At 44.7% G+C, this 12,642-nt stretch carries 13 protein-coding genes; 1 reads left to right on the forward strand and 12 read right to left on the reverse strand.

Features of this window, described 5'->3' with window-relative positions:
- Positions 1–32: 32 nt before the first annotated feature.
- The 7 genes from ascF to C1S73_RS04820 form a co-directional block, all read right to left on the reverse strand.
- The gene (ascF, locus tag C1S73_RS04785) at positions 33–1,526 is read right to left on the reverse strand and encodes a PTS cellobiose/arbutin/salicin transporter subunit IIBC (RefSeq protein ID WP_038866910.1); all 1,494 of its coding nucleotides are present in this window, start codon (positions 1,524–1,526) and stop codon (positions 33–35) included.
- 349 nt (positions 1,527–1,875) lie between these two features.
- Entirely contained in the window at positions 1,876–2,391 is a 516-nt protein-coding gene (locus tag C1S73_RS04790; protein ID WP_038866908.1) for a hypothetical protein, read from the reverse strand.
- Positions 2,392–2,776: 385 nt separating this feature from the next.
- A complete protein-coding gene (locus tag C1S73_RS04800; RefSeq protein ID WP_009707066.1) occupies positions 2,777–4,324 on the reverse strand; it encodes an arylsulfatase in 1,548 nt (515 codons plus the stop codon).
- Between the two features lie 163 nt (positions 4,325–4,487).
- Entirely contained in the window at positions 4,488–4,727 is a 240-nt protein-coding gene (locus C1S73_RS04805; protein WP_038866903.1) for a VPA0252 family protein, read from the reverse strand.
- A gap of 337 nt (positions 4,728–5,064) precedes the next feature.
- Entirely contained in the window at positions 5,065–5,604 is a 540-nt protein-coding gene (locus C1S73_RS04810; RefSeq protein WP_038866902.1) for a zinc finger Ran-binding domain-containing protein, read from the reverse strand.
- Positions 5,605–5,728: 124 nt separating this feature from the next.
- Positions 5,729–6,172 carry a DUF3291 domain-containing protein gene (locus tag C1S73_RS04815; RefSeq protein ID WP_038866901.1) on the reverse strand — a complete coding sequence of 148 codons (444 nt, stop codon included), beginning with the start codon at positions 6,170–6,172 and terminating at the stop codon, positions 5,729–5,731.
- Between the two features lie 30 nt (positions 6,173–6,202).
- Entirely contained in the window at positions 6,203–6,946 is a 744-nt protein-coding gene (locus C1S73_RS04820) for a carbon-nitrogen hydrolase family protein (RefSeq protein WP_244179736.1), read from the reverse strand.
- A gap of 401 nt (positions 6,947–7,347) precedes the next feature.
- Between C1S73_RS04820 and C1S73_RS04825 the strand changes: the two genes are divergently transcribed.
- Positions 7,348–7,719 (forward strand): zf-TFIIB domain-containing protein, encoded by a 372-nt coding sequence (locus tag C1S73_RS04825; protein WP_005528920.1) that lies wholly within the window; start codon positions 7,348–7,350, stop codon positions 7,717–7,719.
- A gap of 63 nt (positions 7,720–7,782) precedes the next feature.
- Here the strand turns inward: C1S73_RS04825 and vopD are convergent, their stop codons facing one another.
- From vopD to C1S73_RS04850, 5 genes are read right to left on the reverse strand one after another with little or no spacing between them, the layout of a single operon-like run.
- Positions 7,783–8,787, reverse strand: coding sequence for a type III secretion system translocon subunit VopD (gene vopD, locus C1S73_RS04830; RefSeq protein ID WP_038866898.1), 1,005 nt, complete (start codon positions 8,785–8,787; stop codon positions 7,783–7,785).
- A gap of 9 nt (positions 8,788–8,796) precedes the next feature.
- Complete coding sequence (gene vopB, locus C1S73_RS04835; protein ID WP_038866897.1) at positions 8,797–9,996, reverse strand: type III secretion system translocon subunit VopB; 1,200 nt, start codon at positions 9,994–9,996, stop codon at positions 8,797–8,799.
- Positions 9,997–9,999: 3 nt separating this feature from the next.
- Positions 10,000–10,491: a SycD/LcrH family type III secretion system chaperone VcrH gene (vcrH, locus tag C1S73_RS04840; protein WP_005426175.1), complete on the reverse strand. Its 492-nt coding sequence runs from the start codon at positions 10,489–10,491 to the stop codon at positions 10,000–10,002.
- Positions 10,492–10,503: 12 nt separating this feature from the next.
- On the reverse strand, positions 10,504–12,321 hold the full coding sequence (locus tag C1S73_RS04845) for a virulence-associated V antigen (RefSeq protein WP_038866896.1): 1,818 nt from the start codon (positions 12,319–12,321) through the stop codon (positions 10,504–10,506).
- Positions 12,322–12,331: 10 nt separating this feature from the next.
- On the reverse strand, positions 12,332–12,622 hold the full coding sequence (locus C1S73_RS04850; protein ID WP_005426293.1) for an LcrG family type III secretion system chaperone: 291 nt from the start codon (positions 12,620–12,622) through the stop codon (positions 12,332–12,334).
- Positions 12,623–12,642: the final 20 nt, after the last annotated feature.

The following is a 12,642-nucleotide window of genomic DNA, read 5'->3' on the forward strand; positions in this document are numbered from 1 at the left end:
AAAGGCGGCTCTATCAATTATTCAAATCTTGGTTATGCGGAAGCTGGTTTTACAGGCTCTAACACCGTTTCTTGCTCTTCGGTTTTTTCTTTATTTGCGACGTCTTTATTTGCAATAGCTTCGCCCTCTTCGTCTTCATCGTTCGGGATGTCTTCAAACCCAAGGATTAAAGTTAGAGCGAAAGAAAGCACAATCGACAGAGCAATCAGACCAAATACCCAAGCGATACTCATCGGGTCGTTCACATCAAAGAACTGCACACTAGTGAACAAGCTCGGCGCTGCCATTGAGTGGCTCGCCAGCCCCGCCATGCCAGCAAGTGCACCCACGATGAAACCAGTAATCATGGTCGCGATAAGTGGTCGTTTCAGACGAACAAGCACGCCGTAAAGTGCAGGCTCAGAGATACCCGCAAAAATTGCAGACGCCCCCGCCGCACTCGCGGTTTGTTTTAGTTCGCGGTTTTTAGTTTTCCATGCAACCGCAAGACAAGCGCCACCCATGCCGATGTTGGCACCGATTTCCGATGGCATAACCATGCCTTCACGGCCAGTTTCAGCAATAGTTTGAATGATGGTCGGCGTAAATACGCGGTGCATACCGGTCAGAACCAATAGTGGCCAAAGTGCGCCCATGATCGCAACCGACAACCAACCTAGTGTGCTGTGAATGGTGTAAACCAATGCAGAAAGCGCAGTACCAATCCAAATACCTAGTGGACCAATCAAAACGATGGCCAGTGGTGCTGCAATCAATACGATCAGCATCGGTTTTAGGAAGTTCTTCGTCACTGCAGGTGTGATGCTATCAACCCAACGTTCGATGTAAGACAGCGCCCAAGTCATCACCAACACAGGAATAACGGTGTATGTGTATTTCACCGAAGTAATTGGAATGCTGAAGAAGTCAACATGCTTGCCATCAGCTGCTTGCGCCATCAATTCCATGAAGTTCGGATGAATCAACACGCCTGCAATCGCGATGGACAGTGACATGTTAGTTTTGAATTTAATTGAAGCAGACGCGGCAACCATAACAGGTAGGAAGAAGAACGCACCGTCGCCAATCGCATTGAGGATGATCAGTGTTGAAGAATCATCATCAAGCAAGCCTGTCATCTTAAGAACCATAGCCAGCAGCTTCACCATTGAGCCACCGATGATCGCCGGAATCAATGGTGACATGGTGCCGACCAACGCATCAAGGATCTTAGCTCCAATCACTTTTGGAGTAAGCTTGACCTTTTTCTCTGGTTCACTCGATTCTGATGAGGAAAGGTTGCACAACGCCATCACTTCTTTGTACGCATAAGAGACGTTATTGCCAATGATGACCTGACATTTATCACCATTGTGAACCACGCCCATCACGCCTTTGATGCCCTTCAGTGCTTCTGCATCTATCTTGCTTTCATCACTTAATACAAAACGCAATCGCGTCATGCAGTGTGTTAGTGCCACTACGTTTTCTGCACCGCCCAGCTTCTCTAGTACTGAACGAGCAATGATGCCGTAATCTTTCGCCATCTTTCTCACTCCAATTATTATTCATCAACCTGTAGGGAGGTTGTTTTCTTGCTGCGAACCTTCAAATGAGAATCAACGAAATCGAACACAACAACCAAGTTACCGGTAACATGTTACCGGTAACTATCGGTAAATAAACCGCGTATTCGGAGAACAAGTTCAAAGTGGGATAATGGCTGGAATCCACTGCAAGGTGAATGAAACAGTGAAATCTAAACATGATTCACGTTCTCAAAGACGTAAATCTGATCCGCTATTTCATTGATGAAACTAATGATGTTGCATATGAGAAAGAAACCATCATTCGTGAGGATTAAGCAGATAAATGTGAGGTGGGTTCAAACGAGAACTAATGAAATGTCATTCGACTAACGCGTAACATCAACGCGAGCAGCGCAAATATGGTCAAGCACAGATGGAGCCAACTAAAACGGCTATCCAAGCCCTCTTCCAGAGAAAGGATTACCTGTCGATTTTGCTCTAGATAAACCAACTTATAGGGCGCAGCAACATGTCTGCCTGTTGCGAAGATCACACCAAACTTCACCTCTTGATTGAGCAATCCGTTTGCGATGCCAGAGTTAGTAAGAGCTTCCACAATCAATCCATTCGGGTGGATTTCCAGATCGTAATAGCTGCCAGACGAGACAATAAACCCTTCCGGCGGGACATCAAAGACCACCACATCACCTGATGCGTGCGTAACAGTTCCTTGATAGTACTTAACCTCTTCTTCGGCAGGCTCTGAGTTAATTTGGTAGACGATCAACCCAACAATGGAGAGGATGATTAACGTCACCAAGTAGAGATGTGTTTTGGTGTAACTAGGGTTGAGGAAACGCATGAATGATAAGACATAGTTCATTTCCTCTCCCAACCCTCATTGTGAATTGGTTTGAGTGGTGCAACAAGCCAGTAAATAATCCAGCAGAACCATGACACAAACAACAATGCACAAACCCATAGAAACTTTTCAGGCCTTCCCGTTTGTCGAGAGGTGGTAATTATCATAAACGGCACGAACCAAGCAATTATGATAATTGCGGTCACTATTGCTCCAGGAATTACGCTCATCTCATTTCCTTACCGTGAACTTCTCACACTTTTAATCAAGAGGTTGCTTATCAATGAAGTTTGTAACATGTCATTTTTCAATAAATAGAGCAAGTAACATTTATAAAATGTTAATTTCGAAACAAAAAAAGCCAGAGTCATTCTCTGGCTTTACTTTAGTTGAGGTGAAGTAATTGCTAGCTTTTCGCTTCTTCCAACTTACGTAAGTTAGTCATTTGCTCCATGACTTTGTCGACTGAGAAGCTTGGGATCTCTTGTCGTGGAGGGAACTCTTTAAATGACTTCAACATCTCTGCCACTTTCTGTTGGGCAGGAACCAATAAGAACACATGCTCAAACTGCCATTTCTTATAGCCAAAGCCTTGATCGCCTTTCTCAAGTGGATCGACTTGAAGGTCGAAGATCATTGGTAAACGCAAGTTAGTCAGCTCTTTGGTCCAAACATCCCAGCCTTCGTGTTCTTGGATCTTGAAGTGCATCTTGAATCGTTTATCACGCATAGCAAGCAGCTCACCATCGTCAGACCAATAGAAGAACTCATCACGCGCTGATTTGTCTGTTTTACCCGTAATGAAATCAACTTGGTTGTAGCCATCAAGGTGGTTTTTGTAAGTCTGGTCTGCCGAAGAAGACTTATATCCTTTCAACAAATCTTGCTTGATGGTGTCATTACCTGCAATGGATAGTAGCGTTGGGAACCAGTCTTCACTCGCGAACATGTCGTTCAGCTTGGTGTTTGGCTGAATATGACCAGGCCAACGAATCATTGCAGGTACTCGGAAGCCACCTTCCCAACCGGTGTTCTTCTCGCCACGGAATGGGCTAAATGCCGCATCTGGCCATGTCGCATTCATTGGGCCATTATCCGTGGTGTAAATCACAATGGTGTTATCCGCAATCTTCAAGTCATCGAGCTTATCAAGCAAATCCCCAACCATGTTGTCGTGCTCAACCATGCCGTCTGCGTATTCGCCAAGCCCTGTTGTGCGGTGCTCTGCTTTCACGTGAGTGCTGATGTGCATGCGCGTTGCGTTATACCATAAGAAGAATGGTTTATCGGCTTTGACCTGACGCTCCATGAAGTTCATCGCGGCATCAAGGGTTTCTTCATCGACCGTTTCCATACGTTTTCGCGTCAGCGGCCCTGTATCTTCGATCTTGCCATCCGCATAGGAGTGAATCACACCACGCGGGCCAAAGTTCTTACGAAACTCAGGATCTTTCGGGTAGTCTGGGTTTTCTGGTTCTTCCTCTGCATTTAGGTGGTACAGGTTCCCCATGAACTCATCAAAACCATGATTGGTTGGCAACATGTCGTCTTTGTCGCCCAAGTGGTTTTTACCGAATTGCCCCGTGGCGTAGCCCATGTCTTTTAGCGCTGTTGCCATGGTGATGTCTTGCATTTGCATGCCTTGCGCGGCACCAGGTAGACCAACTTTAGTCAAACCAGTACGAGCTGGCATCTGACCTGTGATAAATGTACTGCGTCCTGCGGTACAAGATTGTTGTGCATAGTAAGTGGTAAATAAAGCGCCCTCTTGAGCAATACGGTCAATATTTGGCGTCTCGTAACCCAACATACCTTGGTTGTATGCAGAAATATTGCCGTAACCGACATCATCCCCAAAAATAACCAGCATGTTTGGTTTAGAGGCCGCATGGGCTGCAACCGATGATGTGGCGGCCACCATCGCAAGCGTTAGTGTAGATTTATTTATCTTCATAATATTATTTCTATAATGGTTCTTGGTTGAGTGAATTAATTAGTATTTTAAAATGAGGAAAAGCAATCCACTCTCACGATTCACGAACAACATTATTTATATTTGTAATTAGACGATGGATATATTCAATACATCCACCTCTTTAAGAATAGATATTTAACGTTTAGCTACGGCCTCTCAACACGATAGGCTGAGATTCATCCACTTGGCTCTTAGTTACTAAGCCACCAGCACGATCTTCATTTCGTCCTTTTAATTTTATACCAGCGTCAACCACTCGTTCATACTTCACTTGATTGCCTTGCGGCATAGTCATATCGATCGTACCCGTGTATGTGCCTTCTCCAGCAACAGCTGCGTTACCAAAGGAAACTGCGAGACCTAGGATTATCAGCCTTTTCATAACTAACCTCTCTTACTCTATTATTGAAATAGTGTCTTGCTAATAACTTGAGCGACAATGATTACTCAAGCTTCATCGATATAATGATATAGAGAAGTGAATACACACAAGGAAATATCACCTTTCCAAATTGGACAGGAAATTAACAAAGATAATATTAAAACCAAAAGTTATATTAACTATAACTTAATATATAAGACTAAAAGCGTATAATTAATAAAGACAAGTAAGAGTTTACTAATCTAATATATCGTATTATTACATTGATAAAATATTTAGCGAACTAAATACCAATACATAAAGAAATGACGGTGATGAATTTCTCTTTACCCATTATCTAAGTACGCGCCTTCAGATTTTCTACCGATTTACCTACCTCTCGATAGTACTTTAGATACAAGGCCTTACCTGACTTACTCAAAAAGAAAATGTAAAACTGACTTATCATAAGCCACAAGAGCAAACCTTTTTGTTCCAAAAATAAAAACTCAAAAGTAGGCGGGCAGAAAATGGCTATTCCAAGATACATGAGGCTATAAATAGTGGCAGTATATCGAGCCCACCCAGTGCTATACAGATGAGAGGCAATGTCTCGATTCCAATAAACCCAAACTGGAAAGTATATAAGAGCTAACCAACCAAGGATGCCTTTTTCTCCTTGGGCAACCCACACAAAGAGCATTGGAGCCGATAAAAGTCCTTGAATACGTCCCCTGTAATCCGTCAATACTCGCTGGCGATAATATTTTTTGGGATCTTTAACTCTTTCAATTTCCTCAGCACTAGCAGTTGCGACACACCCACACTCACTGCAATGAGCCGCCTCTGCCGCATTTCCGAAGCCACATGCATTACATGTCCATCGATACTTTACCATCTACCTATTAAACCAAATTCGACCTTTACTGATTTCAGTTAAACACGGAACCAATAATATCCCGAAAACAGATAAGTATTATTCGAGCTACTTAACTAGAATCCTTGTTAACCGGTAGACGGATTTACAAATCATTAGACGTAAAGTTAGCTTTAAAGGTAAATGCATATGGCGTATCGCCGTTTTCACGAAGGTACTGTAGACGGGCTAAAGCCTCCTCTGCTGTTGGGATATGATTATCCTCAATCCACCAAAGCACATAAGTATCTTCTACTAAACGATGGAACCATTCACTCTTACGGCGCATGAAATCACGATGATGGGTCCGAAACATAAAATTCTTCAGCACATCCACGTTATCCCACACCGACATATTGACGATCATATTTGGGTCATCGAATAGCTTAATATTGGTGGCATCGCCGGATTCATCTTTTAGGCGCCAAACGAACCCATCACTTTGTTCTGCAATGCCATTCACCAAATCGAGATTCTCAACAAAGTCCTTTATCTCAGGTGCATCGAGTGGGTACTTCGCTAAAGCAATATTCAATTGAGCAAGTTTCATTTCATCCTCCTTTACCCTTATTACTGAGAATTACGACTCGCTCAGTGATTTTAATCCAGCTTTCAAAGGCTCTACCGTTCCTTGGTTCAAATCCAAGATACAAACTGACTCTTTGTCGACCGGCATTGTGTATATACATTGACCAGAATCATCATAAATATGACTCCCTCCCAGCCCTCTCAAATTTGGGTCATTCAAGGCGTGAGGCCAATTGCATTGCACAACGAAAGCACCCGCTTCTTTTGCGATAAGAGATGCTCGTTCGTAGTAGCCCTGTGTTTGCTGATCTTGTAATTGTTGACCGATGTAACTAGGCCAAAGGATCAAACTGGCTTGTTCTTGTACCTCAGATAAAAACCATTCGATGTCATCAACCTCTCGGCACATGACACTCGTTATTGATAATTGCGCCAAGTTAAGCAGTTCACGTCTTTCGCCTATTGCAAAGAACTTGGCCTCACTTTCCGTTAGCCCGACTTTATTCCATTGCACCACGACGTCACCATTAACATCGATACATAGGTAGCTGTTAAATATACGCTCGCCTTCCGTTAACGGCGCACCAATAAAAAGCGTGGTCTTGTAATCGAAAGCAAGCTCGCATAACGTCTGAATAGCGTGATGAATAGTTTGAGGCTCCGATTCCTGTTTGATGTTGCGATGGAAACCGCTAAGGCTGAGTTCAGGGAAAACCAGAGCATCTAACGCCCTCATATTCTCAACATGAGAAATGATTGTTTTTAGATTTTCTCGGACCGTCCAACCCATCCTCATCTGAACTACACCAATCTTCACTCCTAGCCACCTCCCTGACCTTTCAAATTTATAGGATTGTGCGGTTACTCGTCTCACTTCGACGTGCCAACCCTTTCAATTCAAATAACTTTTCAATACCTTTTAACACATTCAAATAAGCAATAAGTTTATGAACAAACGGATTCATTCAAAAGCGTGACATTCAACGGAGATAGAAGCTCTTTAAAAAGAATTCATCACCGAGAACGCTGCTAGTTAGGCTCAAGCAATCATGGACTCGTCATTGCTAAGAAAACAATATAAACAACTTAGAAAGATTCAAAACGTATGGCACGAGAGATGTCGTATTTTGATTTGTCGTCAAAGAGAGCTGGGAGTACTAGGCTCAATTCTCTTTAGAAAATAAAAGGAAAAACAAAATGCAATGCCCAAAATGCAATTCTGACTTTGAACAACTTCAAACTCCGCTAGGCGATGTTGAACGCTGCACTGAATGTAAAGGCTTATGGATTGACGCCTACGAAGTGGAAGCGATGAAGCCGTTAGCTGATGTGATTGATTCAGGTGACGAAGAAATCGGAAAAGCCTTCAATGCGATTGATCGTATCGATTGCCCTGTATGCCCAAACAATCAACTGCTTCGATTGGTCGATCCAAAACAGCCACATATCTGGTTTGAAAGCTGTCCTACCTGTAAAGGTCGCTTCTATGACGCCGGTGAATTTAAAGATCTAGCGACACTCGACCTATCTGATTTTTTCAAGAAATTTGGCTTGGTTGAGCGCGTGTAGCTTATTTCTTCTTTCCATAAAAAAGGCGCTGTATTCCCAGCGCCTTGATGATTGATAGCAAACCTATACCGTAGGGATAGAGGCACGCCATGCTTGGTTTTGACTATCAGCGATAGAGCGGAAAAGCTCACGCAGCTCTTTTAGCAAACCTTCTTGGAAGCCAATGTTTTCATCGGCTCTCTGTTTGTCTGCTTGAGCACGAGTTGCTAATACCTCGTCCTCTTTGCTTCGAGCTTGAGCTTTCGTCTGCTCTACATTTGCAGCTGAATTCGCCATTTGGCCAAGTCCCTGCAATACCGCGTTCTTCGATTGGTTTGCGCCCATCATCTTGTCGAACTTGCGGCCACCACTAGACAAAGTATTTGTCGTATCAGTAATGCTATCTTTTGCGAACGCATGAGCACGTCTCACTTGATCTTGTTGAGTTTTCGACAAGTTAGTATTGCCCATTAACTCTTCAACCTGATCAAAGCCTGCTTTCTGCGTCTTCAATACATTGTTGCCCGCGACTTCTGCCTTGATTTCTTTGCCCGCTTTGAAAGAACCCACGGCACCGATAATAGCAGTCACACCAGCCAATACGCCTGATACTACCGCCATCGCGATCATCGCTTTAGCAGAGTTGTTTAACTCTTCCGCTTGGCTCTTGATGCTTGCAACGTTTGCTTCAACGGCAATTTCACGTTGCAGAACCTGTTGCTCACGGCTTAGCTTAGACACTTGGTAAAGCAGAGTAATCAGAGACAGTGATTGCGAAATGGCATCCGATGGTGACTTAACCACTTGCTCACCATTCAGTGCTTTTTCGGTGGTTTGCATTAATAGATTTACGGTTGGAGCCAACGCGCTCATCAGCTTTTCTACCACACGAGCTTGATCGCCAATCGCAGGGGCTTTTGGCCCATCCAATTGGTAGTTCTTCGCACCCGTTACTGCACGATCATTGTTACCACGGACAGCAGCAGCTTCGGCTTTCGTCTCAGACATTTTCTCGGCCTGAGTTGTTTTGCCTAGTTCACCCAAACCGTAAAGGTCAGCGCGTCCAGTATTACTAATTTTATCTAACATGGTTGCTCCTTAAACCGTCGCTGGACGACTCATTACCGCTTGCATCGTTTCGCCTTTCGCCTGAATCATCTGCATGATGACACTCATTAGCTCTTGGAAATCTTCCATCAGCTTGGCGATTTCTTCTTTAAGTTTGTCGATCACCGCTTGGCTAAGCGTCATCTTCGCCCTTAAATCTGTAATGTCAGCTTGGATTTCAGTTACATGCGCATTGTTTGCAGCATGAACGCTGTCCGTGGTCCCCTTGCCTACGTTAACAGTAAGGTCGACGGTCTCAGCACCGTAACGGATTGCCTTCGCGGTGGTTGTCGCCGCTTTAGAACCCATATCGGCAATTTTCGCCATGTTTGTCGCCGCTTTGGTTGCGATATCAGTGACTTTTTGCGCAATTGAACTTGCACTTTTCGCCGCTAACTTCGCAATACCACTCGCAGCTGCACCACCAAATGTAACTACAGCGCCAATGACGGCAGTCGCAATCTCTAACGCCATGACGACTTTGTTAAGTATATCGACGTTAATTCCGGCCTCTTTCATCGCCTCTTGAACAGCAGGCTCTTGCAGAGTCATATTGATTGCGCCCATCACGCCGCCTGCGATCATTAATGCGCCAGCTGCCGCACCAACACCCGTCGCCACCATGATTGCACCAACGACAATAGAAACCACAGCGCTAACCCAACCGAAGATCTTGGAAGCTAAGCCCGATTTTTGTGCTTCTTTCGCTGCCGCTTCAGACTCTTTGATCTTCTCTAGGTTTTCTGCCATTTCTTGTTCGTGCTTCGCTTTCGCTACCTTCACTTCCTGAATTTTGAGCTCGTTTTGAGCGCTTTTCAGTTTGTCTGTGATAGCAGCCAGTTCAACTTCAAAATCATCTGCATAACCTGAGATGATTTTCACTGCTAGCGAGCCCGTACTGTCGGCAACCGCGTGTAAAACCTTGGCAATTGAGTCTACGATTTTTTGTAGCTGCTCCATGGCTTTAAGCGTAAGGTCATTCACCTTATCGCTGACTGCGGCATTTGGTGCATCAAGCTGAACTTTTACCTTACCGGTGTTCAATGCTTCAGCATCTTTACCTTTTACGTTTTCAACGGTTACTAACGGCGATGCATGAGCAGCGGTCTTGTTAACCTTGTTTAACGTAGTTTGGTCAGAATCAGGCGTGTATACCTGACTCTGAATGCGGTCAAGTGCAATAGAATTCATATTCTAGTTACTCCTTTTGTTTCTCACCGCTTCTAACATGATGCCTGCTCGTTGATGCAAGTCTGCATACTCTGATTTCCCAGCAGACATCTCCTTCGCGCTGTAAAACCCACTCTCTGCTTCCGTCAATTGCTCAAGCTTGAGGTGACATTCTGCAGAGTGGAAAGGTGGGCGTGGATCATTTACGTCCACAAGCGCAGCGTAGCTGTAGGCGTCAAGCGCCTGCAGGTACTCACCCAGTTCCTGACGAGCCGCGCCCAAACCAATGAAAAATCGCGCTTGATAGTGATCAAGCATGCTAAGCAGCTGAAATACCTTAGCGGCCTGCTCTATTTTGCCTGACTGGAAAAAGTTGTATCCAACCGCATAAATGTGCTCGATGGTGTCTGCTGATACATCGTGCAGCATTTTTAGCGTGCCCCCCTCTTCCAAAAATGAAAGGAGTTCCTCTGCTTGCATTTGAGATGGGTCAGTTGGCGCGTTTTGTGTAGTCATGGTTATTTATCCTTAAAGGGCTCGTAGGATTTCTTGTAAAATACTGTGGTACTTCTGAACAAATTTGTTCATCGCTTCAACGGTTGCGTTGTACTGAGAACTGGTGTCGTTTAACTCGGTCGTTTTAATCTGCACTTCATCGTTGAGCACTTTAGATTCTGCGGTGACAGAACTGGAGAAATTAGACAGCTTGTCCCCTTTGAAAGAGTCGCTTCCAACTTCCATTCCCTGTTTTACTAAAAAGTCTTTATGGTTGGTGATGTTGTTGTCTTTTAAGTATTTGTATTCAGGAGAAGCCTTAAACGCCGCGTCATTGTCGTAGCCAAAATCGCTGGCTTTAAAGTTGTTCGCTGAATCACCCGGCTTGTAAGTGCCATCAACACTTTGGGTCGAGTGTATTTTTGACTGAACGACACTAAACACTTTCAATTGGATCGTTAGATCTTCGAGTTGTTCTTTTTGCTCGTTACGCTTTTCAAGGCGGTCGACTCGGCGCTCGTTTAGAGCAAACAAGACGCGTTCATCAAAGCGGTCACCGATACTAGATTCAATCACCGACAGTAGGTCACGAGCGGTCAATGCGTGCTCGGCATTCACTTCTTTACTGCTCACTTCCTCTGGTGTGATTTTGCCCAAACGATCATTGAGCTTTTCTAGGTTCTCCATCATTTTTTGATGACGTGCAATGAAATCCGTCCCGATGTCTTGGCCTGAGACTATTTTGTCGAAAAGGAGTCGGATATCTTGTGCGGTGTTTTGTTTAATCCGCTCAAGTTGCTCCGGTGTTGTTTGAGTGACCTGGACATCGAGCAAGCCGTTATAGAACGCATCGATCTGAGTGTTGATAAGCGCAATGGCTATATTGGAGAACAAACTCGATAAGGTGATCGCACTAGGATCCGATTTTATTCTCGCGATTTCAGCATCAAGGATAGTTTGCAGTTGAGCAACACCACCTGCGCCGTAAGCATTTTCAAACTGTCCTTTTACTTGTGTCGCTAAGCCATTTAGCGCATCGGTAAGTTCCTGCTTAGACATGCCTGGAATCCAAGCAATCTTGTTCGCCAAGGCCTGTGCATCATCGGTGCTGATGGTGATCCCAATGCTATTGAAAGAGGCAACAAGTTGAGCGGTAACAGCAGCTCTAAAGCTTTCTTCTGTTAAGAAGTAGTCTGAATTCTTAAGCTCATTAAGGTTGACCGAACCAAGATTACCAAAGGCATTTCGCAAGAACGGAATAGCACTCTCGCGAACCTCACTGGCACTCATCTGCACTGCCAGTGCATTTACAAACGAGCTAATCTCTGCCGTTGCTGCTTTAAGGGCGCTCGTATCTAAAGCTTCAATTTGCAGTGCTTGGTTACTCTGGCTTCCCAAACGGAAATTAGCGACAAAATCGGTCGGAAGCGAGCTGTCGACCTTGTCTTTTAGCTGTGTGCTAAACCAAGATTGGAATTGATGTGCGAGCGTAGTATTAACGCCCATCTCCACTTCTTTAGGTGCGATCTGGCCATTCAACGCTTGGTGTTGCAGTGACTGCATCCAATGCGCAGCGGTCTCAGCGGCAGCAGTCCCGGTAAAGGCATCTTGCTTCTTTAACAAGGTGTCCAATGAGTCTGCATAAAGATCCAAGCTTTCTTGTTCGGTGCGCCCAACGACCATAGATAATTGGCGAATCAATGACTCCAATTGATTCGGGTCGATACGGGCATCGCTTAGAATGGGAGAAAGGGTCTTAACCAAACTCTGCTGGAATGCGATCTGAGAATCACGATTGGCTGTTGTATTGAGAACTCCGGTGATGGAGTTCATGGCTGTCATATCCGTCATGTAAAAACCTCTAGATCACCATGCCACGCATCATGGTCGGTCGCTTGCGCCTAGTGCCTTTGGTGCTCGCGGCTTGCGGTTGATGCTGTTGTTGTCTGCGGCGTTGTACTTCTTCAAGCAGCTCATGCTCTGCTTGCTTCATCAATTGAGGCGAAGCGTTTAACCCATCGAGCAGAATGTTGCCTGCTACCGGACCAACGCCTAATCCTTCGAGTAGTTCATTGAATACGTCAGTCCTGTCTTCTGCATTGCGAATAGCAAGTTCTGAGTTTTCAATGGTTTCAGTAAAGGGTTGCTTCATCTTGGGTCCTATCTTAAAGC

Origin of the sequence: Vibrio jasicida 090810c, from assembly GCF_002887615.1 — a bacterium.
GTDB classification, from domain to species: Bacteria; Pseudomonadota; Gammaproteobacteria; order Enterobacterales; family Vibrionaceae; genus Vibrio; species Vibrio jasicida.

Bases quoted from the DNA above. Each gene is read 5' to 3' on its own strand.
- ascF (WP_038866910.1), bottom strand. From the start codon at position 1,526: ATGGCGAAAGATTACGGCATCATTGCTCGTTCAGTACTAGAGAAGCTG.
- vcrH (WP_005426175.1), bottom strand. From the start codon at position 10,491: ATGACTACACAAAACGCGCCAACTGACCCATCTCAAATGCAAGCAGAG.
- C1S73_RS04850 (WP_005426293.1), bottom strand. From the start codon at position 12,622: ATGAAGCAACCCTTTACTGAAACCATTGAAAACTCAGAACTTGCTATT.
- C1S73_RS04810 (WP_038866902.1), bottom strand. From the start codon at position 5,604: ATGGTAAAGTATCGATGGACATGTAATGCATGTGGCTTCGGAAATGCG.
- C1S73_RS04800 (WP_009707066.1), bottom strand. From the start codon at position 4,324: ATGAAGATAAATAAATCTACACTAACGCTTGCGATGGTGGCCGCCACA.
- vopD (WP_038866898.1), bottom strand. From the start codon at position 8,787: ATGTTAGATAAAATTAGTAATACTGGACGCGCTGACCTTTACGGTTTG.
- vopB (WP_038866897.1), bottom strand. From the start codon at position 9,996: ATGAATTCTATTGCACTTGACCGCATTCAGAGTCAGGTATACACGCCT.
- C1S73_RS04825 (WP_005528920.1), top strand. From the start codon at position 7,348: ATGCAATGCCCAAAATGCAATTCTGACTTTGAACAACTTCAAACTCCG.
- C1S73_RS04820 (WP_244179736.1), bottom strand. From the start codon at position 6,946: ATGAGGATGGGTTGGACGGTCCGAGAAAATCTAAAAACAATCATTTCT.
- C1S73_RS04845 (WP_038866896.1), bottom strand. From the start codon at position 12,321: ATGACGGATATGACAGCCATGAACTCCATCACCGGAGTTCTCAATACA.
- C1S73_RS04805 (WP_038866903.1), bottom strand. From the start codon at position 4,727: ATGAAAAGGCTGATAATCCTAGGTCTCGCAGTTTCCTTTGGTAACGCA.
- C1S73_RS04790 (WP_038866908.1), bottom strand. From the start codon at position 2,391: ATGAACTATGTCTTATCATTCATGCGTTTCCTCAACCCTAGTTACACC.
- C1S73_RS04815 (WP_038866901.1), bottom strand. From the start codon at position 6,172: ATGAAACTTGCTCAATTGAATATTGCTTTAGCGAAGTACCCACTCGAT.